Consider the following 21968-nt stretch of genomic DNA (forward strand, 5'->3'; position numbering starts at 1 on the left):
CCGCGATCCGCTCGTCGCCGCGGGCCGCGACCGCCGGGGGCTCGGCGCCGCTCTCCGGGCGGTCGACCGCGAACCCGTCGGCGGCGAGCCGGGCGGCGGCCGCGTCGGTGAGGTCGCGCCGCGTCGCGTCGCCGAGCGGGCCTGGCATGGGCGTCACTACGCGCCGAGGGGTCAAGGGGTTTCGCGTGGCGGAACGCCGGGCGAGGTCGCGTCGGCGCCGACCCGTCGGGCGGCTCAGTCGTCGCCGGCGAGCCGGCGGACCCGGGCGAGCGAGTCGGCGTCGTCGACACCCTTGTCCTCGCGGACGCCGACGAACCGCGGGAACCGGAGGGCGTAGCCGGCCGAGTACGTCGGCGAGGTCTGGATCTCCTCGTAGCCGACCTCGACCACCAGTTCGGGGTCGAACGCGACGGTCGTCCCCGTCTCGTCGACGATGTGCGGCTCCAGCCGCTCGGTGAGGTCCGCCAGCGCCTCGTCGGTGATCCCCGTGGCCACCTTGCCGACCGTCGCGTACCCCGCCGGCACGGGGGCGTCGGCGTCGCGGTCGGCCGCGTCACGCTCCGCTGCGTCACGGCCCGCTACGTCACGACCCGCTGCGTCGCTCGCGTCCCCCCCGTCGTCGCGGACGGCGAGGAGGAACGTGCCGAACAGCTCCGCGCGGCGCCCCTCGCCCCACTCGGCGCCGACGACGACCGCGTCGAGCGTCTCCACGTCCGGCTTGCGCTTCAGCCAGTCGCGCCCGCGGTCGCCCGGAGTGTACGCCGCCTCGGGGTTCTTCAGCATGACGCCCTCGTGGCCCGCGTCGAGCGCGGTCCGCTCCGCGGCCGCGATCGCCTCGGGGTCGTCCGCGAGCGTGAGGTCCGCGGCCGCGTCCGGGAGGACCGCCCGGAGCCGGTCGTGCCGCTCGCGGAGCGGGCGGTCGAGCAGGTCGTCGCCGTCGGCGTGGAGGCAGTCGAACGCGTGGAGCCGCAGCGAGACCGCCTCGCGCATGCGGTCGACGTCGTGCTTCCGGCGGAACCGGCGCAGCACCTCCTGGAACGGGAGCGGGTCGCCGTCGTCGTCGACCGCGACGACCTCGCCGTCGAGGATGACCGGGACGTCGACCCGCTCGGCGACGTACTCGACGATCTCCGGGAGCGCCTCGGTCACGTCGTCCATGTTCCGCGAGTAGAGCCTCGGGCCGAGCGCCCCGTCGCCGCCGGCGGCGGCGTCGCCGCCGCCCGCTCCGTCGTCGCCTCCGGGGTCGTAGTGGACCTGAACGCGGGCGCCGTCGAACTTGGTCTCGACGGCGACCTCGCCGAAGGCGTCGACCGCGTCGGTCGCGGTGCCCGCCTGCGCGAGCATCGCCTGGACCGGGCGGCCGACGCGCAGCGACTCCTCGCGGAGCCCCGCGACCCCCTCGTCGCGGGCGCGGACCGCGACGCGGCCGTAGTCGTTCGTCACCTGGAGCGCCCGCTCGACGGCCGCGACGGCGTCGTCGGGCGCGGCGAGTTCGGGCACCTCGTCGTCGTCGGGCGCGCCGGTGTCGTCGGGGTCGTCAGCGCCGTTGTCGTCGCCCGCCTCGGCCCGTTCGTCCTCCGCGTCGGCGGTCAGAAACGCCTCCGCGATTGCGTCGCGGACCGTTCCCTCGCCGACGCCGAGCCGCATCTCCCCGAGGACGAGACGGGCGAGGAACGCTGCCTCACTGGGCGAACAGCGCGTGAACAGGCCGAACAGCGCGTCCCGCTTGCGCGACTCGCTCCCCTCGCCGCTCGCGGCCGCGAGGTCGCGCAGCTCCTCGTCGAGGGCGGCCACCGTGAGCGCGTCGCGGCCGCTCCCGAAGGCGGCGAGCCCCCGCTGGCCGCCGAGGTCGTACTCGGCCGCGACGGCGCCGATCTCGCCGCGCTCGGCGAGGCGGTCCTCCACGTCGGCGGCCGAGACGTTCTGCCCCGCGGCGCGGGCGATCGCCTCGCGACAGAGCGCGGGCCCGACGTCGAGGGTCCGGGTGTCGTGGGCGGGGAAGACGCGACCGAGGAGGAAGCGGACGACGACCGAGAGGTCATCGGTCGAGCCGTCGTCGGCGGCGCCGCCGGCGTCCGCGAGCAGGTCGGCGACCGCGAGCGTGGTCTCGATGTCGCCGTCGTTCGCGGCCACCCGTTCCGCCCGTTCAGCCAGCGCGGCGAACTCCATACGCGTCCGGTCGGCGGGCGGGGGGCAAAAGCGGCCCGATGCGCCGTGCGCGGCGGGGCGCGGTGGGCGAGCGGATCCGCGTCGCGGCGGGGGACGCCGGCGGACCGGGGCGGCGGGGAACCGCTTTTCACCTCCGGTCTCGTACGAGCGTTCATGTACGTCCGCGACGCCAAAAACCGTGACGAGGCGTGGTTGTTGGACGCCATCGAGCAGCTGGGGCTCGACGACGTCGCCTTCCGGTCACGGGACTACGTGATCGCGGTCGACGAGGAGTCCGGCGACCGGGCGGGGTTCGGCCGCCTCCGCCTCCACCGCGGCGACGAGGACGAGGCCAACCGGATCGAACTCACCGGCATCGGCGTCCTCCCGGAGTGGCGCCGGCGCGGCGTCGGGGCGCACGTCGTCGAGCGCCTCGTCGACACCGCGGCCGCGGACGGGTTCGAGACGGTGTACGTCCTCACCGACCAGCCCGACTACCTCGCGCAGTTCGGCTTCGAGCGCGTCGACACCGACGATCTCCCGCCCGCGCTCTCTGACCGCCTGACTGAGAAGCGGGAGTTCCTCGGCGGCGGGGTCGTCGGCCTCGAACTGGCCGTCGACGCCTTCGAGATGCCGAGTTCCCTCCGGAAGGCGTTCAAAGACGCCGAGCCGACCGGCGACGACGAGCCCGAGGAGTCTGCCGAGGACTTCGGCATCGACCCAGACTCCGCGACGTACAAGTACGACACCGGTCGCTGAGTCGCGATACAACTGCTTTTGAGGTCGCGGTGGCGCGTGCCGGCGAGCGGCCGCCCTCGGCGGCCGCGAGGAGCACGCGCGAGGGACGCGGCGACCGTAGGGAGCCGCGAGGCTGGGGAGGCGTGAGGTGCCGTGCGGTGCGGGGGCGGGACTCGAAGGGGCAGCTGCGCGGCCGGCGTAGGCGTTCACGAGAGCAAAGCTCTCGTGAGCCAATCAGAACGCGGAGCGTTCTGATGGCGACGCAAGCACCACAGGGAGCGAACGGAGTGAGCGACCGAGGAGCACAGCGAGCGTACGGCGGCCGCGCGGCTGGGGCTTCGGCGGTGTTCGCGGCGGCGACGTCGATTGTTTATATACAGAACTCCGCGCAGACGGCGTTCATTTATAAACAACCGCTCGCGAGTTCGACGCTCACGCCGGCGACAACAACGTCGTATCGTCACCACTCCTCGAACGAAACGAAGTATGAATGGCGGACAGGCGGGGTAGCCCGACGTTCCGTCACGGGGTATCCCGATTGCCTCCTCCACCCCGCGACCCGACGAGCGACGGGCGTCCGGCGGTGGGCTGCTCGCTTCCGCGCCTGACCCGGTGTCGCCGACGAACCGCGACGGACCGCTCCTGCGAGCGGGCGCCACGGACCGCTGTCCCCGGCGGACGAGGCTTCCACGTTGGCTCTCGGGGCCCGTGCCGGTCTGACCGGACGTGCCCGCTGTTCGGTCCCCGCTGAAGACTGCCTCACGGGTGACGAGCGGGGCCTAACCGCCCGACCTAGTCCGTTCGACGATATTCGGGTGCGGCATAAGGGCCTTTCGTTCGGCGGGCGCCGTCGAGGCGGGGCAGGGCGGGGCAGGGCGGGACGGGACAGAGCGGGGCGTCGCGGAGCAGGGGGCGCGACTACGTCAGGAGGCCCCGAGCGTACGCCGCGGCGGCGAGCGGGACGGGGACGGAGAGCGCGACGACGACGCGCGCGTGCCACACGAGCCAGAGGTGGTCGCGGAACACCGGGCTCGGCTCGACGGCCAGCGCCCAGCTCGCGGCGCTCGCGGTCGTGGCGACGCCGAGGACGACCGCCACGCCCGCGAGGGTGCCGGGGTCGACGTTCCCGCGTTCGACGGAGGCGATGACGACCGCGGACAGCAGCGCGAACAGCGCGATGCCGCCCCAGCCGACGACGCCGGAGGCGTAGTACGTCGCCAGCTGGGCCGTGTACTCCGGCCCCGTGATGACCGCGTACGGCGCGACGAGCGCGACGACGGTGACCACGGCGGCGGCGATCCCGACGCGACGCGAGACGGCGCGGAGGTCCATACCAGTCCTCGGGACGGCGCCGCGGTAAAAGGACCGGATCGGTCGCGGCGGGCGGGCGGGACGGGCAAGCAGTCGCGCGATCGGGGAAGGCGGCTCGGTGCGCCCCGTTCCCGTAGGGTTTTGCCTCATCGGCGCCCATCGTAGGGCATGACACTCGACGTCGAGCCGCCGGACCCCCCCGAACTCGCCGCCGTCGACCCGAACGAGTACGAGGACGCCGAGGTAGCGGGCGGCGAGTATCGCCGCGACGAGCTCGAAGCGTTCCTGCGCGAGGGCGCGTGGGAGGAGGCGTTCGGGGAGTGGGCCGCCGGCAGCGACATGGACGAAGACGACTGGCGGATCGCCGTCGACCTCGGGTTAGTCTCCCGGTTCGACTTCTTCTGGGACGACTTCGCCGACCGCGTCGGCTACCACGCGCCGGGCCTTCCCGAGGACTGGAAGGAGCGCGACCTCCATCCCGACCTCGACTCGTGGGGCACCGTCTCCGCGATCAACGCCGGGCTCACGGAGCTGGGACAGATCGTCTGCGAGACGCTCAAAGAGGAGTACATCGACTGGGAGGCCGACTTCGAGGCGCCGGACGACCTGCCCGACTTCGAGGCGTAGCCGGCGGCGCGCTCGCGCGGAGTCGTCGGACCCGCCCTACATCCGCGGACCGGTCAGTGGCCCCAGAGGTTCCCGTCGGGGTCGTAGCGCGCGTCCATGATCCGGTCCCACTGCTCGTCGGAGAGGTCGAGGCCGGCGGCCGCGACGTTCTCGTCGAGCTGGTCGACCGTCCGCGCGCCAACGATGGGGACGCAGGTGAACTCGTCCCACTCGGTCAGCCACGCCAGCGCGACCTGCGCGGGCGTCGCGTCGAGCTCGTCGGCGACCTCCCGGACCGCGTCGAGCACCTTCCAGCCGCGCTCGGAGAGATAGAAGCGCTCGAAGCGATCGTCGAAGCTCGCGCGCGAGCCGTCGGGCGCGACCACCTGCTCCGGGTCGTCGGGGTCGGCGCGCTCGTACTTCCCGGTGAGGAACCCGCCCGCGAGCGGGGAGTACGGGCAGACCGCCAGGTCCTGGTCGATACAGACGTCGAGGTACTCCTTCACGTCCTCGTAGTAGCCCGCGTGGTGGAGCGGCTGGACCACGTCGAAGGAGGCGTAGCCGTTGACGTCGGCGGTCCACTGCGCCTTCGTCAGCTGCCAGGCCGCCATCGTCGAGGCGCCGAGGTGGTGGACCTTCCCCTCGGCGACCAGCTCGTCGAGCGCGCGCATCGTCTCCTCGATGGGCGTCTCGTCGTCCCAGCGGTGGATGTAGTAGACGTCGAGGTAGTCGGTGTCGAGGCGGTCGAGGGTGCCCTCGACCTGCGCGCGGATGTGCTTGCGGCCGAGCCCCGAGTCGTTGGGCCCGGGCTCGCCGCGGCCGTCGAACGGGAAGTACACCTTCGAGGCGATGACGTAGTCCTCGCGGTCGCGGTCGGCGAGCCACTCGCCGATGTACGTCTCGCTTTTCCCGTTCGGCGTCCCGTACACGTTGGCCGTGTCGATGAAGTTGATCCCGCGGTCCGCGGCCGCGTCGAGGAGCTCGTGCGACTCCTCGCGACCGGTCTCCACGACGCCGTTCGTCTCGCGCCCGAACCGCCACGTGCCGAAGCAGAGCTCCGAGACGCTGAGTCCGGTGTTCCCGAGCCGTCGGTAGTCCATACGCGCCACTCTCGCGCGCGGTACGTAAAGCGTGGCGGCACCGGCGGGGAGCGCGGGAGGGTGCCGTCCGGAAAGCCGCGACTACCCGAAGTTCTCGACCTTCGCGGCGTCGGCGTCGCCGCCGGCCGCGTCGACCGCGGCCTCCGCGTCCGCGACGAGGTCGGCGAACCCGTAAACGAACACCGTCTCCCCGGCCGCGCCGGTGAGCGCGTCGGCGACGGCGTCGGTCAGGGGCTCGTCCGCGTCCGGGAGGCGAACCGCGGCGCCGCGCTCGCGGAGCGCGTCGATCCGGTCGGCGTGGGCGACGTCGTCGTCGCGGTAGACGACCGCGGCCTCGGCGCCCTCGTCGAGCGCGCGTTCCGCGATGGCGACCGCGGGGCCGACCCCGGGACCCCCCGCGATCACGACGGCGCGGGGCTCGCCGTCGTAGTGCTGGTCGCCGAACGGGCCGGAGAGGGTCATCTCGGTGCCAGCCTCGGCGTCCGAGAGGAACGCCGAGAAGTCGCCGCCCTCGTCGGGATCGATCCCGACCGTGACCTCGAACGTCTCGCCGACCCGGGGCGACGAGAGGGTGTAGAAGCGGGCGACCGACTCGCCGTCGATCTCGGTGCCGAGCTTCACGAACTGTCCGGGTTCGGCCGCGAACCCCTCGGGCGCGGTGAAGCGGAGGGCGCACGTGTCGGGCCCGACCGCCTCGACCGACTCGACCGTCGCTGTCGTGTCCATACCCCGGATCGGCGGGGGAGACACAAACGCCTTCCCGTCGGCGTCGGTCCTGCCCGTGTCGAAACCGGTTCCCACGGGGCGGCTCAACCAACGCCTCCGGGACAGCTCGGACGCGCTCGTCCGTCGAGCCGACGTTCCCGCCGCGTCGACGCGACGCGCTCACCCCGTCGACTCGACGCGCCCGTCGCCGCGTCGCGGGGCCGTTCCCGACCGAGAGTATTCGACGGTCGTCGAAAACCGGTCCGACGCGAGGGGTCGATCGTGAGGAATTTGGTGAACGTATGTTTAATTATCCTCCATTTGGAGCCGATATAGCAGCTTAGAGGCGACAATATTCGCGAGAGCGGACACGTTCGTCCAGAAACGTGTCGGTGGCTCCTTCCAGAAGCCTTTTGATGAGTCCGCCGGAACCTTGCCCATAGCACATGGCTGCGGATTTCAACTGGGCTGTCGGCGGGGAGGCCGGCGACGGCATCGACTCGACGGGGAAGATCTTCGCACAGGCGCTTTCCCGCGCGGGTCGGCACGTGTTCACGTCGAAGGACTTCGCATCGCGGATCCGAGGCGGGTACACCGCCTACAAGGTGCGGACCTCCGTCGACAAGGTACAGAGCGTCGTTGACCGGCTCGACGTGCTCATCGCGTTGACGCCCCGGACGATCGAGGAGAACCTCGACGAGCTCCACGAGGGGTCGGTGATCATCTACGACGGCGAGCGGACGACGATGCAGGACGTCGAGATCCCCGAGGGGATGATCGGCCTCGACGTGCCGCTCAAGAGCCTGGCCGAGGAGGCCGGCGGGGCGATCATGCGGAACGTCGTCGCGCTCGGCGCCGCCTGCGAGGTGGCGGAGTTCCCCATCGAGAACCTCGACTCGGCGCTGGAGAAGCGGTTCAAGGACAAGGGGCAGAAGCTCGTCGACAACAACAAGGAGGCGGCCCGCGCGGGGCAGTCGTACGTCGCCGAGGAGTACGACCACGAGTTCGACTACTCGCTGGAGACCACCGACGAGGACTACGTCCTCCTCAACGGGGACGAGGCGATCGGCATGGGCGCCATCGCGGCCGGCTGCCGCTTCTACGCCGGCTACCCGATCACGCCCGCGACCGACGTGATGACGTACCTCACCGGCCGCATCGAGCGGTACGGCGGCCACGTCGTCCAGGCGGAAGACGAGCTGTCGGCGATCAACATGGCGCTCGGCGCGGCCCGCGGCGGCGCCCGCGCGATGACGGCGACCTCCGGGCCGGGGATCGACCTGATGACCGAGACGTTCGGGCTCATCGCCACCTCCGAGACGCCGCTCGTCATCTGTAACGTGATGCGCTCGGGCCCCTCGACGGGGATGCCGACGAAACAGGAGCAGGGCGACTTAAACCAGATGCTGTACGGCGGCCACGGCGAGGTGCCGCGGTTCGTCCTCGCGCCGACCACCATCGACGAGTGCTTCTGGAAGACGGTCGAGGCGTTCAACCTCGCCGAGAAGTACCAGGTCCCCGTCTACCTCACCGCCGACCTCTCGATGGCGGTCACCGAGCAGACGTTCTCCCCGGACACCTTCGACATGGACGAGGTAGAGGTCGACCGCGGGAACGTCGTCGACGAGACGACGATCGACGACCACATGAGCGAGTCGGGCGGCTTCCAGCCCCACGAGATCACCGACGACGGGATCTCGCCGCGGGCGTTCCCCGGCACGGCCGACGGCGCGCACATGTCCACCGGCCTCGAACACGACGAGCAGGGACGCCGGACCGAGGACACCGACATGCGCGTCGCGCAGGTCGACAAGCGCAACCGGAAGGTGGAGACGGCCCGCGAGCGCGAGGACTGGAGCCCGCGCGAGTTCGGCGACGCGGACGCCGACGACCTCGTCATCACCTGGGGGTCGAACGAGGGCGCGCTCGCCGAGGCGGTCGACATCCTCGACGAGGAGGGCCAGGACGTGCGGGTCCTCTCGGTCCCGTACATCTTCCCGCGGCCGGATCTCTCGGAGGACGTGGCGGCGGCCGAGACGACGGTCGTCGTCGAGTGTAACGAGCAGGGGCAGTTCGCGGACCTCGTCGAGCACGACGTGCTCGAACGGGTCGACCGCGTGAACAAGTACAACGGCGTGCGGTTCAAGGCCGATGAACTCGCAGCGGAGATCAAGTCGACCCTCGAAGCGGGGGTGGAGGCGTAACCAATGAGCTCAGACATTCGATTCACCGACTTCAAGTCCGACAAGCAGCCGACGTGGTGCCCGGGATGCGGCGACTTCGGGACGATGAACGGGATGATGAAGGCGCTCGCGGAGACGGGGAACGACCCCGACAACACCTTCGTCGTCGCCGGCATCGGCTGTTCCGGGAAGATCGGCACGTACATGCACAGCTACGCGCTCCACGGCGTTCACGGGCGCGCGCTCCCCGTCGGGACCGGCGTCAAGATGGCCCGGCCCGACATCGAAGTGATGGTCGCCGGCGGCGACGGCGACGGCTACTCCATCGGCGCGGGCCACTTCGTCCACGCCGTCCGACGCAACGTCGACATGACGTACGTCGTGATGGACAACCGCATCTACGGGCTGACGAAGGGGCAGGCCTCCCCGACCTCCCGCGAGGACTTCGAGACGTCGACGAGCCCCGAGGGCCCGAAGCAGCCCCCGGTCAATCCGCACGCGCTGGCGCTCGCCTCGGGCGCGACGTTCATCGCGCAGTCGTTCTCCTCGGACGCGCTCCGCCACCAGGAGATCATCCAAGAGGCCATCGAGCACGACGGGTTCGGCTTCGTCAACGTCTACTCGCCGTGCGTCACCTTCAACGACGTCGACACCTACGACTACTTCCGCGACTCGCTGGTCGACCTGAAGGAGTCGGACCACGACCCGACCGACCGCGAGGCGGCGAAGGACGTCATCCTCGACAACGAGAAGGAACACCAGGGCGTCATCTACAAAGACGAGTCGTCGGTGCCGTACCACGAGCAGCACGGCGTCGACGAGGACATGTCCGTGCTCCCGGACGGCGCCCCCGAGGGCGCGACCGACCTCGTCCGCGAGTTCTACTGAACCGGATCGCGGGTCCGCCGCCGGGGGCCGGATCGACCCTCGCGCAAGGGTCCTAATCCGCTCGCACTCGGAGGGGCGGAGCCGACCCCGAACGCCGAACCAACCCGCCCGCATTCCGACCTCTCTCGACGGCCAAAACCGGGCGAACGAGGGGGTTCGCACGTATTTTCCGTCGGGTTTCAGCAAGCCTAATTAGGAGGGTCCGCAACTGGCGTGTATGGTTGATCGCTACGACGTCGCTATCGCCGGCGCCGGGCCGGCGGGCGCGCAGTGCGCCCGCGACCTGGCGACGCGCGACTACGACGTCGTCGTCTTAGAGACGGAGTCGGAAGACGAGTTCCCGCGACAGAGCAACAAGTCGACCGCCGGCACGTTCCCGTCGATGATGTCCTCGTTCGGGATCCCCGACGACGTCGTGATGTCCTACACCGACGACGTGGTGCTGGAGTCGCCCAACGAGTACTACGAGAGCTACCAGCCCGGAGCGGTGTTGGAGTTCGCGGAGTTCAAGCGGTTCCTCGTCGAGGACGGCCGCGAGAACGGCGCCGAGTACCGCTTCGACGCGCGCGTCTCCCGACCGATCCTCGACGACGACGGCGTCATCGAGGGGGTGCGGTACAACGGCGACGAGGAGGTGTACGCCGACGTGGTGATCGACGCGACCGGCCCGGCCGCGCCGCTCGCGAGCGCGCTCGACGTCGTCGACCTCGAACGCGAGAACCAGGCGATCGGCATCGAGTACGAGATGGAGGGCGTCGAGATGAACCACCCGGAGTACGCGGACCTCCGACGGGCGATGATGCTCCGCCTGGACCACGACATCGCGCCGGGCGGCTACTCGTGGATCTTCGCGACCGGCGAGGACACCGCGAAGGTGGGCATCTGTTACATCCAGAACGACCGCCACCGCGAGTTCGCCGAGGCGGGCAAGACCGTCGACGGCTACCTCGACGACTGGGTGAGCCGCGACCCGCGGTTCGCCGACGCCGAGCGCATCGACGGGAAGGTTCACCGCGGCTCCGCGCACATCCAGATGCCCGACGAGATGCACACGGACCGCTTCCTCGCGATCGGCGATACCGTGCCGACCATCGACCCGTTATGGGGCGAGGGGATCCACAAGGGCATGAAATCCGCCCGCGCCGCGGCGGCCACCGTCGACCGGTGTCTCACGGACTCGGAGCGCCGCCTCGACGCCGAGAGCCTCGCGGTGTACGAGCGGCTGTGGCACCGCGACGTGGCCCCGCGGATGAAGGCGCGGCTGATGCTCACGCGGCTGCTGTACCTCGCGCCCAACGAGCGCTACGACCGGTTCATGCGCGACCTCAAGGAGGCGGAGGAGAACACCCTCGAACGGGCGAACCAGGGCGACAAGCGCGCGATGGCGAAGCTGCTTCACCTCGACGACATCCCGCTGCTCACGAAGTTCGCCCGCGAGCGACTCGACGTCTGAGACCGCGTCGAAGCGTCGCGACGCCGAAGGAGAGAAAACGCGCCGGGCGACGGACCGCGTCGGTCGCGGTGGCTATCGCTCGTCGATGGGGACGAACTCGGCGTCCTCGGGGCCGGTGTACCGCGCGCGCGGGCGGATGAGGCGGTTGTCCTCCTGGTACTCTGCGACGTGGGCGATCCACCCGCCGACGCGGCTCATCGCGAAGATGGGCGTGTACATGTCGAGCGGGATGCCGAGCGAGTCGTAGACGGAGCCGGAGTAGAAGTCGACGTTCGGGGCGATCCCCTTCTCGACGAGCCCCTGGTCGGTGAGGTACTCCTCGATGGCGGTGGTGTAGTCGAGCCACTTCGTGTCGCCGGACGACTCGGCGAGGTCGCGGAGCTTCTCTTCGAGGATCTTCGCGCGGGGGTCTTTCACCTTGTAGACGCGGTGCCCGAACCCGGGAATGCGCCCGCCGTCGTCCTGCCGGTCTTTCACCCACTGGACGGGGTCCTTCGCGGAGGCGTCGATCTCGTGGAGCACCTCCATCACGTCCTGGTTGGCCCCGCCGTGGAGGGGGCCGGAGAGCGCGCCGATGCCGCCGGTGACGCCGGAGTAGACGTCGGCCATCGTCGAGCCGATCACCATCGCGGTGAACGTGGAGGCGTTGAGCCCGTGGTCGGCGTGGAGCGTGAGCGCCATGTCGAACGTCTCCTCGCTCACGGCGTCGGGCTCGGTCCCGGTGAGCATGTAGAGGAAGTTCCCGGCGTGCGAGAGGTCCGGGTCGGGGGCGACCGGCTCCTCGCCCTGACGGACGCGCTCGAACGCGGCGAGGACCGTCGGGATCTTCGCCGTGATCCGGCGGCCCTGACGGAGGGTGGCCTCGCCGGCGTCGCCGTCTTCGTCCCCCGTGTCCGGGTCGTACGCCGACAGCATCGACGTCGCGGTGCGGAGCGCGGCCATCGGCCGCTCGCCCGCGTCCGCGAGGGCGCGGACCGTCTCGATGACGTCGTCGTTCACCTCGCGCTCCGCCGCGAGGTCGGCGGCGAACGAGTCGAGCTCCGCGGCGTTGGGTAGGGAGCCGTGCCACAGCAGGTACAGCACCTCCTCGTACGTCGCCCCGCGCGCGAGGTCCTCGATGTCGTACCCGCGATACACGAGCTTGCCGACCTCGCCGTCGACGTAGCTCAGATCCGACTCCGCGACGAGGACGCCTTCGAGCCCGCGCTTTAACTCATCTGCCATACCCCGAGTTGTCAAGGCCGTCAAAAAAGCGTTATCTTTCAGGAGGGATACGTTACGACGATCGTGGTACCCCGCCGCGTCGTCCGACGGCGTGGCGGGGTTCTGAAGCGTCCGGCTCGCGGCGCGGCCGACCGGAGACGGTCTCGCTTACCGCGCCGGAACGACCGTCACCGTGCGGTTCCGGTCGATCGCGTCCTCCAGTTCCTCGGCGATGGCGGAGCCGCGGGAGACCTGGACCTCGCCGCCGCGGCCGACGGTGGCGGTGAAGAGGTACTCGCCGTCGGCGCGCACCTCCACCGTCTCGCCGACGCCGTCGTCGACGTCGATGACGACGTGCCGCGAGGTGATCTCCGGCGCGACCACCGTCCCGCGCTCGGCCCCGACCTGTCCGTCGCCGCGGCCGTTGTCGGCGGCGCCGCCCGGGGCGCCCGGGCCCGACCCGCCGGGCTTCTCCTCGTGCGTCCGGACGTCGATGTCGATCCCGAGCCGGCTCTCGATGTCGGCGATGCGGCCGCCGCCCTTCCCGATCACCGTGCCGATGTCGCCCTCGGTGACGTAGACGACCGCCTCGTCGTCGCCGTTGAGCTCCACGTCGACGTGGCCGTGCGCGACCGACTTGATCTCGCGTTCGATCTCCTTCTTGGCGATGCGGCCGACGCCGGAGTCGCCGTCCGCCTCGCCGCCGTCCTCGTTCAGCGGCACCGTGACGACCTGCCGGTTGAACGTGTAGATCTCGTACTCGGGCTGCCCCGTCTCGAAGTTCGAAACCTGGATGACCGGGCGAGCGAGGTCCTCGGCCGTGAGTCCGGCGGGCACCTTCACCTCGGTGGTCACGTCGTAGACGGTGTGGACCTCGCCGGCCTCGATGTAGACGACGGTGTCGACGATCTGGGGGATCATCCCGAGCTCGACGCGGCCGACCAGCCGCTGGAGCGCGTCGATGGCGCGGGAGGCGTGGACGACGCCGACCATCCCGACGCCGGCCATCCGCATGTCCGAGAACACCTCGAAGTCGTCCGTCTTCCGGACCTCGTCGTAGATGGTGTAGTCGGGGCGGACTAAGAGGAGCGAGTCGGCGGTGTTCTCCATTGCGCCGCCGAGCGCGCCGTACTGCGTGATCTCCGGGCCGACCTGGAGGTCGCGCGGCTTCTCCATCGTCTTCACCGCGTAGTCGCTGTCGTTCAGGAACTCCGCGACCGCCTGCGCGAACGTCGACTTCCCGGCCCCGGGCGACCCGGAGATGAGCACGCCGCGCTTGCGCTCTTTGAACCGCTCGCGGAGCTCGTCGGCGAACTCGTAGTCGTCGAGGCTCGTCTTCGCGATCGGTCTGACCGCGGTGATCTCGATGCCGTCCGCGAACGGCGGTCGGGCGACCGCGATCCGGTAGTTGCGGAACTGGACGATGTCCATCCCGTCGTCCGAGAGCTCGATGAACCCCTCGTTCGACTGGCGGGCGAGGTCGACGATCGAGTTGGCCCACTCGCGCATCTGGGCCTCGTCGGTCGGCTCGTCGGCGATCTCGACGTAGCGCATCTCGCCGAGGCTCCCGCGCTTCGCCTTCGGGACGGTCCCCGTCTTGAGGTGGACGGACATCGTCTCGTCGGTGAAGAAGTCCTGGATCGGGAGCTCGTCGACGACGCCGCGGGCGACCGGCTCGACGTACTCGACATCGAGCCCCTTCGCGCGGGCGACCTCGGCCTGGACCACGTCGCTCGACAGCAGCGTCGCGTCGTGGTCGGCGGCCAGGTCGCGGATCAGCGCGTCCACGTCGCCCTCGTGGGCGTTCGAGCGGGCGTCGCCGCTCGCGCGCTCGCCGACGTACCGCAGCTCGATCCGGCCGTCGTCGGCGTAGTCGGCGAGCCGCTTCAGCTCGCTCAGCCCGTCCCAGCCCGATTCGAGCCCGTCGTTGGCCTGCGACTCGAGCTCGCCGACGACCGCCTCCGGGACGAACACGGTGACCGACTCGTAGGTCCCGTCCGCGACGCGTTCGGACACGCGGCCGTCGACGACCGCGCTCGTGTCCGGTACTACGTTCATACCGAGGTTCGGGACGGGAACCGTATAAGCGTGTTCGACCGGGGGCCGCGCCGGCGACGGCGGAAAGGGACCGACCGCGGCCGCCCGTCCCGCTCAGTCGTCAGCGGCGGCGGCGTCCGCCCGCTCGGCCGCCAGCCGCTCGGCGTAGGCGGTGAAGTTCTCGAACAGCGCCTTCGCCTCGCAGGCGGCGTCGTACGCCTCGGGGGTGATCGATTCCAGGACGGCGTCGACGCGCGCGTCGCCGATCTGGTCGCGCTTGCCGTCCGTCACGTCGCGGGCGGTCTCAACGTCGTACTCGGGGTGGAACTGGACGCCCCAGCAGTGCCCGTCGCGGAACGCGTGGACGCCGCGGTCGTTCTCGGCCAGCAGCGTCGCGGACGGCGGGAGTTCGACCACCGCGTCGCCGTGAGTCGTGAAGGCCGTGAACGTCTCGCCGATCCCCTCGAACAGCGGGTCGTCGCGCACCTGTCGGATCTCGTTGTAGCCGATCTCGAAGCCGTCCATCCCGGCGACGCGGCCGCCGAGCGCCTCTGCGAGCACCTGGTGGCCGTAGCAGACGCCGAGGACCGGGACGCCGGCGTCGGTGGCCTCGGCGACGTAGTCGACGAGCGGCGGGATCCACGCCTCGTCCCAGTAGACCGACGAGCGCGATCCGGTCACGACGACGCCGTCGAACTCGGTGTGTTCGGGGAGGTCGCCGTCGACGGCGTCGAACTCGACGAGGTCGGCGTCGATCTCGCGGCGGAAGTTCCGACGGGTGTTCGCGCCGTCGTGGGCGGCGTTCAACAGGGCGAACCGGAGGCGAGTCATCGACCGAACGGAGAGCCGAGAGTCACAAAACGGTTGCGGCGCCGGACGTGCCGGCCGCCGACGCGGACGCGCCCGCGCCGCCCGCACCGCGGCGTTCGCCCGCCGCCCTACGCGAACGGGTCGCCCGCCTGCTCGGCGAGCCACCCGACGAGCAGGTCGTTGACCGCGGCCGACGCCTCGACGCCGACGAGGTGCCGGGCGCCCTCGATCGAGTGGAACTCCCCGCGCGGGAGCCCCTCCGCGAGCGTCTCGCCGGCCGTGACCGGGCAGGCGGTGTCGTCGGTGCCGTGGACGACCAACGCCGGCGTCGTGGCCTCGAAGAGGCCGTCGGTCAGGTCGAACCCCTCGACCGCGGCGCGGTGGGCCTCATACGTCTCGCGGTCGGCGTCCTCGGCGAGACGCCACTCCGCGATCCGCGAGAGCGCGTCCGGGTGCGCCTCGCGGAAGTCGGGCGAGAGCAGCCCGGAGAGCGACCCCTCGACCGCGGCCGGGTCGCTCGGGTCGGCCCAGACGCCAGCGGGGTTGTACGCGTCGCCCGCGGGCGGCGTCCCGATCAGGGCGAGGCTCGCCGGCCGCGAGGAGGCCAGCGCCGCCGTCAGCGCGACCATCCCGCCGAGGCCGTAGCCGACGAGGTGTGCGTTGCGGATCCCCTCGGCCGCACAGACCGCGTCGAGGTCGGCCGCGAGCGCCTCGACCCCGTACGGGCCGGGCGGGGCGTCGGACCGGCCGACGCCGCGCGTCTCCGGCGTGACGACCGTGTGCGGCCCCGCCAGCGCGGCGTGTTGCCAGCCGAACTGCCACGCGCCGAGGCCGACGTCGCCGCAGAACACGACCGCCTCGTCGGGGTCGCCCGCGTCGGGCGCGTCGACCTCGTAGCGGATCTCGACGCCGGCGTTGGTCGCGTGGGGCATGGGGGGTCCGTGTGGGGCCGTCAGGCCTCCTGGAGGTTGCGGAGGACGTCCGGAGCGGCGTCGAGCGCCTCGTCCAGCGCGTCCGCGTCCGGACCGCCCCCCTGCGCGAAGTCCGGCGGGCCGCCGCCCCCGCCGCCCACGCGGCCGGCGAGCTCAGAGACGACCTGCCCGGCGTTCACGTCGACGCCGTCCGGGACGCCGACGACGAAGCTCGCGGAGCCGTCGGCGCCGCTGCCGATCACCGCGACCTTCCCGTCGTCGACGTGGGCGTTCGCGGTCGCGCGCAGTTCGTCGGCGTCGCCGTCGAGCCGCTGGATCACCGCCGTCGTCCCGGCGACCTCGACCTCCTCGGCGTCGGCGCCGCCCGACGCGCGCGCGGTCGCCAGTTCCTCTTTGAGCGACTCGATCTCCTTCCCCCGCGCCTTCCACTCCTCGAAGAAGCGCTCGGCGGTGTCGGGCACGTCGAGGGGGTCGACGTCTAACACCTCGGCCGCGTCGTACAGCGCGTCCTCGGTGCGCTGGGTCGCCTCGACCGCCGCGGCGCCGGCCGCGAAGGCGATCCGCTCGACGCCGTCCTGGACGGGCTCCGTCTTCAGCACCTTTACGGCGCCGATCTCGCCGGTCCGGTCGACGTGGGTGCCGGCGCAGGCCTGGACGTCCGCGTCGCCGACGTGGATCAGGCGGACGTTCGTTCCCGGCGGGACGCCGCCCTGGTACAGGTCGAAGCCGTGTTCGGCCTCGGCCTCGTTGCGGTCGGGCCACTCCTGCCGGACGGGCACGTCGTCTCGGATCAGCTCGTTCGCGACGCGCTCGATCGCCTTCACGTCCTCGCGGGTGATGCGCTCGAAGTGGCGCACGTCGAGCCGCGCCGAGTCCGTCCCCTTTTGCGCGCCCGCCTGCCGGACGTGGTCGCCGAGCACCTGCCGGGCGGCGTGGCCGATGAGGTGGGTCGCGGTGTGGTGCGCGCGGAGCCGCTCGCGGCGGTCGCCGTCGACCTGTCCCTTGACGAACTCGCCTTTCCCGGGGTCCGCGTCCGTGCGGTGGAGGACGACGCCGTCGACCTCCTGAACGTCGTCGACGTCGACCGTCGTCTCGCCGACCGTGAGGTGGCCCCTGTCGGCCGGCTGGCCGCCGCCCTCGGGGTAGAACATCGTCTGGTCCAGGACCACGTCGTACCCCTCCTCGGCGTCGAGCACGTCGAGGACGACCGCCTCGAACTCGGTGCGGCCCTGGTCGTCGTAGAACAGCTTCTCCGTCTCGGGGAGGTCGGCGAGCCGCTCGTCGCGCTCGTCGGCCGCCGCCGCGGCGTCGCTCTCCTCGTGGCGGTCGGCGACGAGCGCGTAGAAGTCGTCCGGCACGTCGACGGTCGCGCCGCGCTCGCCGGCGATGTCGGCGACCATGTCGGGCTGGATCCCGTGGGAGTCGTACAGCTCCAGCAGCTCCTCGGTCGGGATCGGCTCGCCGGTGCCGGCGTACTCGTCGGCGAGCTGCTCGACCTTGCGGGCGCCGCGCTCCAGGGTCCGCTCGTACTTGCGCTCCTCGCTGCGGACGATCTCGCGGATCGTGTCGCGGTTCTCATAGCCGAGCCGGTCGGCCTGTATGTCGACCAGCTCGTCGAGGGGCGCGTCGACGCCCACCTCGTCGACGAGCCGCTTCATCCGGCGCAACACCATGCGGGCGAGGTAGCCCGTGCCGACGTTCGAGGGGACGATCTCGTCGCCGAACATGTACGCGAGCGTCCGCGAGTGGTCGGCGATGGCGTAGATCGATTCGAGCGGCTCCACCAGCTCGCGCAGCCGGTCGACGTCGACGTCGAGCCGGTCGGCGATCTCGCCGCGGGCCGCCTCCACGTCGTCGACGTCGTCGATGTCGAGGCGGCCGGAGAGCTTCGCGGCGCGGTGGACGATCTCGCGTTCCGCCTCGGTGTGTTCGATCCCGGCGTTGTCCTTCAGGAATTCGATGGCGTCGGGGTAGACGGCCTCGTACACCGTCGCGGTCCCCTGACTCATCCAGGTCCACCGCTCTAACCCGTACCCGGTGTCGACGATGTACGTGTCCATGAACGAGTACGAGTTCCCGTCTTTCATCTCGTAGTCGCCCTCGGGGTCCTGTTCCATACACATGAAGACGAGCGTCGCCAGCTCGGCGCCCTTGTAGATGACCTCGATGGCGGGGCCGGCGTTGCCGCCGCCGACCCACGGGTCCTCGATGTAGGTGATCTCCTCGAGGTTCGCCCCGAGGCTCTCGAACAGCTCGTCGCAGTACCGGACCGTCTCGTCTTTCCAGTACACCTCGCCGTGGTAGGCGTACTCGTCCTCCTCGACCTCCTCGCGCGTGTTGAACGCGTGGTGGGCCATCATCTCGAACGCCATCGTGTGACGGCCCGTCTTGCCGACGTTGTCGATGTCCTGCATCCGGATACAGGGCTGCGAGATCGTCAGCGGGTTCGCCGGCGGCGGCGTCTGCCCGGAGGTGACGAGCGGCTGGAAGTCGTAGATCGACGCCTGTGTCAGGAGGACGTCGTCGCGCCAGCGGTTGGCGGCGACGGGGTACGGGTCGATCCGCTCGTGGCCGTGCTCCTCGAAGAATGAGAGGAACGCCTCGCGCATCTCCGACAGCGACCGGGCCTCCGGGAACCCGGGGTCGTCGATGAAGCTGTAGTCCTCACAGGGCGGCTCGCCGCAGAGTTCTCGCTCCGCGTCGCGGGTCCAGAAGTGCGCGCCACAGGAGGTACACTCCCTGCGCTCGAACCCCTCCTCCTCGAAGTAATCGAGACGGTACTCCGCTTCGAGATCGCTCATTACACGAACGTGGCCCGTGTTGCTCCAAAAGGGTTCCGGGGTCGCTCGTCGGGCGCGACGCGCCGTTCGCCGCCGCGAGCCGGCCTCGATCGACGGCGCTCGGACGGAACGCCGCCGGCCGGTCGCGCGGCCCGTCGAGAGCGGCCGCGTGGCGGGGCGGAACGGGCGATCGGGCCGGATCTGGTCGACCGGTAAGAAGATTTATACTCTCGGCGACACCTATCACGTACAATTGTGACTTCTGCGCTGGGCGAGCGCGCATCGGTTCTCGTCCTCGGCGGCGCCCCGGGACTCGCCGACGACCTCGAGGACCGCCTCGGCGCCGACGCTCCCGACGGTGAGGACGACGCGGTCGAGACGCACGCCGCCGACGCGGCCGCCGTCGACGGGTCGCGTATCGCCGGGGCCGACGTGACCGTCGTCGCCAGCGAAGCGGGGCTCGAACGGGTCCGGTCCGCCGACCCCGTCGGTTCCGTCGTCGCCTTCGTCGACGACCCGACCGGCCGGGTCGCGACCGACCCGCTCGTGGACGCGGTCGCGCGGACGCCGGAGTCGCTCTCGGAGACGGTGTCGTGGCTGCTCGCCCGGGAGCGGCGGTCCGTCGTCCGGACGGAGCCGACGCGGACCCCGTCGCGGATCGAACAGCTCAACGCCGGGATGACGGAGCTCGCGGCCGTTAGGTCGGTCGACAAGGCGTACCGGGCCGCGATCGCCGTCGCCGAGCTGGTGTTCCCGGAGTACCAGAGCGTGGTCGCGGTCCGCGACGGCGAGTGGGTCGAGCCCGTGGTCACCTCCAGCGGGACGCCCGTCGAGGACTGTAACCGCGTCCGCGTCGGGACCGGCGTGGCGGGGCAGGCGGTCCAGACCGGCGACGTCTCCATCGCGCCGAACCCGAACCCCGAGAGCCAGTTCGACACGCTGCTCACCGTCCCCGTGGGCGAGGACGTGGTCTTCCAGCTCGCGGCCGGCGGGAGCGACGACGCCGACGCGTTCGACGACGCCGACCGCCGGCTGGCGGAGCTGCTGGGCTCGCACCTCGAAGAGACACTCGACCGGATCGACGTCACCGAGACGCTCAGGGCCGAGCGGGACCGCCTGCTCGCGCTGTTCACGAACGTGCCTGACCCCGCCATCGCCTACGACTACGTCGACGGCGACCCGGTCGTCCGGCAGGTGAACGAGGCGTTCGAGGCGACGTTCGGATACGACCCGGAGACGGTGATCGGCGAGTCCATCGACGACTACATCGTTCCCCCGGAGGCCGACGCGGAGGCGGCGGAGCTCAACGAGCAGCTCCAGCGCGGCGAGAACGTTCGCCGGGAGGTCACGCGGGTCACCGCCGACGGGCCGCGTCACTTCATCCTCCACGTCATCCCGATCCACCTCGACGCCGCGAACGCCGCCGGGTACGCCATCTACACCGACGTCACCGACCGGCGCGAGCGCGAGGAGACGCTGCGGCGACAGAACGAGCGGCTCGACGAGTTCGCCTCCATCGTCTCCCACGACCTCCGGAACCCGCTGTCGGTCGCGGACGGGTACGTCGACCTCGCCCGCGAGACGGGCGACCCGGACCACCTCGACAGGGTCGCGGACGCCGTCGCGCGCATGGACGAACTCGTCGAGGACCTCTTGTCGCTGGCCAGGGAGGGGCGGTCGGTGGGCGAGACGGAGCCGGTGTCGCTGGCCGCCGTGGCGCGAGAGGCCTGGGAGGGCGTCGACACGGACGCCGCGACGCTGACGGTCGAGTCCGACGCGACCCTGGAGGCGAACCGCACGCGGCTGCGCGAACTGTTCGAGAACGTCTTCCGGAACAGTGTGGAACACGGTTCCACGAGCAGTCGGGGAGAGCCCGACGACAGCGTCGAACGCGGCCGCGACGCCCCCGACGAGCCGCTCTCGGTCCGGGTCGGGACAGGCCCCTTCGAGACGGACGACGGGAGCCCCGCGAGCGGCTTCTACGTCGAGGACGACGGCGTCGGGATCCCGGAAGCGGACCGCGACCGGGTGTTCGAGAGCGGCTTCACGACCGACGAGTCGGGCACGGGACTCGGGCTCGCCATCAGCGAGCGCATCGCCGAGGCGCACGGCTGGACCGTCGAGGCGACGACCGGCGCGGACGGCGGGGCGCGGTTCGAGTTCCGCACCGACTGAGCGGCGCCGGGCGCGCGGCGGTCCGAAACGACCTTACGCCGCGCGCGAGGGGATCACGGTATGGTCGAGAACGTCGTCTACCCCGCCTACTTCGACGCCGAGCTGTCCCGCTCGGAGGGGCGCCGCGTCCCGACGGATCTGGCGGTCGAAGCGCCGACCGTCGACGAGATAGCGAAGGCCGTCCAGCAGGTCGGCTACGACGCGGTCGTCGAGCGCGACGCGACGTACTCCCGGGAGTTCGAGGCCCGCGGGTACGTGGCGGTCCAGGGCACCGATGACACCGCGAAGAACGACCTCGTCCAGGCGATCGCCGCGTACCTCGGCGTGCTCCGGGAGTAACCGTGCGGCGCGTCGGTACCGTCGTCCGCACCGCCGGCGGGCTCGCGATCGCCCGCGGCGACGCCGGCGCCGAGCCCCCGCGGATCGGCGCGAGCGTCGTCGACGAGTCGCTGTCGACGGTCGGCCGCGTCGTCGACGTGTTCGGGCCGGTCGATCGCCCCTACGTGGCCGTCACGCCCGGCGACGGCGTCGGACTCCCCGACCTCGTCGGCGGCAAGCTGTACGCGCGGTAGCGCCCCGAGCGGGGCTACGCCTCCGTCGCGTCGCCGCCCGTCACGTCGAAGTCCGCGAGCGTCTTGTCCGTGCGAGCGATCCGCTCCGCGACCAGCAGCTTCTCCCGGCGTTCCAGCCGGTCCCAGTCGAACTCCGAGGGCGGCGACGCCTCGAGCGACTCGAACTGCTCGATCACCGCCTCGTTCGCGAACCGCTCGAACGACCCGCAGCTCGGACAGGTCATCGAGAGGTGCGAAGTGTCGAACGAGCGCGTGACGGTCTCGTCGAGGCAGTTCAGACACCGGTAGGTGCGAGTCCGGGACACGCGCGTACCGAGGGACCGAACG

General features: G+C 71.1%; 18 protein-coding genes and 1 other RNA gene. 8 read left to right on the plus strand and 11 right to left on the minus strand.

Features of this window, described 5'->3' with window-relative positions; genetic code table 11:
• Positions 1–234: 234 nt before the first annotated feature.
• The gene (locus tag EXE44_RS14525; protein ID WP_137717744.1) at positions 235–2169 is read right to left on the minus strand and encodes an ATP-dependent DNA ligase; all 1935 of its coding nucleotides are present in this window, start codon (positions 2167–2169) and stop codon (positions 235–237) included.
• 153 nt (positions 2170–2322) lie between these two features.
• Between EXE44_RS14525 and EXE44_RS14530 the strand changes: the two genes are divergently transcribed.
• Entirely contained in the window at positions 2323–2907 is a 585-nt protein-coding gene (locus tag EXE44_RS14530) for a GNAT family N-acetyltransferase (protein WP_137717745.1), read from the plus strand.
• 470 nt (positions 2908–3377) lie between these two features.
• Here the strand turns inward: EXE44_RS14530 and ffs are convergent.
• An RNA gene (gene ffs, locus EXE44_RS14535) (signal recognition particle sRNA) lies at positions 3378–3689 on the minus strand.
• Between the two features lie 115 nt (positions 3690–3804).
• The gene (locus tag EXE44_RS14540; protein WP_121561889.1) at positions 3805–4218 is read right to left on the minus strand and encodes a hypothetical protein; all 414 of its coding nucleotides are present in this window, start codon (positions 4216–4218) and stop codon (positions 3805–3807) included.
• Between the two features lie 147 nt (positions 4219–4365).
• On the opposite strand from EXE44_RS14540, the gene EXE44_RS14545 reads away from it, so the two are divergent.
• Positions 4366–4824: a hypothetical protein gene (locus EXE44_RS14545; protein WP_137717746.1), complete on the plus strand. Its 459-nt coding sequence runs from the start codon at positions 4366–4368 to the stop codon at positions 4822–4824.
• 53 nt (positions 4825–4877) lie between these two features.
• On the opposite strand, the gene EXE44_RS14550 is transcribed toward EXE44_RS14545, so the two are convergent.
• Both EXE44_RS14550 and EXE44_RS14555 read right to left on the minus strand, forming a co-directional pair.
• Positions 4878–5903 (minus strand): aldo/keto reductase, encoded by a 1026-nt coding sequence (locus tag EXE44_RS14550; protein ID WP_137717747.1) that lies wholly within the window; start codon positions 5901–5903, stop codon positions 4878–4880.
• 81 nt (positions 5904–5984) lie between these two features.
• Entirely contained in the window at positions 5985–6629 is a 645-nt protein-coding gene (locus tag EXE44_RS14555; RefSeq protein WP_137717748.1) for an FAD-dependent oxidoreductase, read from the minus strand.
• Between the two features lie 425 nt (positions 6630–7054).
• Between EXE44_RS14555 and EXE44_RS14560 the strand changes: the two genes are divergently transcribed.
• The 3 genes from EXE44_RS14560 to EXE44_RS14570 all read left to right on the plus strand — a co-directional run bounded on the left by EXE44_RS14560 (position 7055) and on the right by EXE44_RS14570 (position 11132).
• Complete coding sequence (locus tag EXE44_RS14560; RefSeq protein ID WP_121561885.1) at positions 7055–8812, plus strand: 2-oxoacid:acceptor oxidoreductase subunit alpha; 1758 nt, start codon at positions 7055–7057, stop codon at positions 8810–8812.
• A gap of 3 nt (positions 8813–8815) precedes the next feature.
• Positions 8816–9679, plus strand: a complete 864-nt coding sequence (locus EXE44_RS14565; RefSeq protein ID WP_137717749.1) for a 2-oxoacid:ferredoxin oxidoreductase subunit beta — start codon at positions 8816–8818, stop codon at positions 9677–9679.
• A 217-nt stretch (positions 9680–9896) separates the two neighbouring features.
• Positions 9897–11132 carry a digeranylgeranylglycerophospholipid reductase gene (locus tag EXE44_RS14570; RefSeq protein WP_137717750.1) on the plus strand — a complete coding sequence of 412 codons (1236 nt, stop codon included), beginning with the start codon at positions 9897–9899 and terminating at the stop codon, positions 11130–11132.
• 72 nt (positions 11133–11204) lie between these two features.
• Here the strand turns inward: EXE44_RS14570 and citZ are convergent, their stop codons facing one another.
• The 5 genes from citZ to alaS form a co-directional block, all read right to left on the minus strand.
• Entirely contained in the window at positions 11205–12356 is a 1152-nt protein-coding gene (citZ, locus tag EXE44_RS14575; protein ID WP_137717751.1) for a citrate synthase, read from the minus strand.
• Positions 12357–12503: 147 nt separating this feature from the next.
• Positions 12504–14393 carry a PINc/VapC family ATPase gene (locus EXE44_RS14580; protein WP_137717752.1) on the minus strand — a complete coding sequence of 630 codons (1890 nt, stop codon included), beginning with the start codon at positions 14391–14393 and terminating at the stop codon, positions 12504–12506.
• Between the two features lie 93 nt (positions 14394–14486).
• Entirely contained in the window at positions 14487–15203 is a 717-nt protein-coding gene (locus EXE44_RS14585; protein WP_137717753.1) for a type 1 glutamine amidotransferase, read from the minus strand.
• Between the two features lie 107 nt (positions 15204–15310).
• Entirely contained in the window at positions 15311–16114 is an 804-nt protein-coding gene (locus EXE44_RS14590) for an alpha/beta fold hydrolase (RefSeq protein ID WP_137717754.1), read from the minus strand.
• 20 nt (positions 16115–16134) lie between these two features.
• Positions 16135–18915 (minus strand): alanine--tRNA ligase, encoded by a 2781-nt coding sequence (alaS, locus tag EXE44_RS14595; RefSeq protein WP_137717755.1) that lies wholly within the window; start codon positions 18913–18915, stop codon positions 16135–16137.
• 234 nt (positions 18916–19149) lie between these two features.
• On the opposite strand from alaS, the gene EXE44_RS14600 reads away from it, so the two are divergent.
• From EXE44_RS14600 to EXE44_RS14610, 3 genes are read left to right on the plus strand one after another with little or no spacing between them, the layout of a single operon-like run.
• Complete coding sequence (locus EXE44_RS14600) at positions 19150–21069, plus strand: PAS domain-containing sensor histidine kinase (protein WP_137717756.1); 1920 nt, start codon at positions 19150–19152, stop codon at positions 21067–21069.
• Positions 21070–21129: 60 nt separating this feature from the next.
• Positions 21130–21408 (plus strand): signal recognition particle subunit SRP19, encoded by a 279-nt coding sequence (srp19, locus tag EXE44_RS14605; RefSeq protein WP_053771557.1) that lies wholly within the window; start codon positions 21130–21132, stop codon positions 21406–21408.
• Between the two features lie 2 nt (positions 21409–21410).
• The gene (locus EXE44_RS14610) at positions 21411–21641 is read left to right on the plus strand and encodes an H/ACA ribonucleoprotein complex subunit GAR1 (protein ID WP_137717757.1); all 231 of its coding nucleotides are present in this window, start codon (positions 21411–21413) and stop codon (positions 21639–21641) included.
• 14 nt (positions 21642–21655) lie between these two features.
• Here EXE44_RS14610 and EXE44_RS14615 read toward each other — a convergent pair whose 3' ends face one another.
• Positions 21656–21946, minus strand: coding sequence for a hypothetical protein (locus tag EXE44_RS14615; RefSeq protein ID WP_137717758.1), 291 nt, complete (start codon positions 21944–21946; stop codon positions 21656–21658).
• Positions 21947–21968 lie beyond the last annotated feature (22 nt).

The organism is Halorubrum sp. SS7 (assembly GCF_005435055.1).
Taxonomy (GTDB): domain Archaea; phylum Halobacteriota; class Halobacteria; order Halobacteriales; family Haloferacaceae; genus Halorubrum; species Halorubrum salinarum.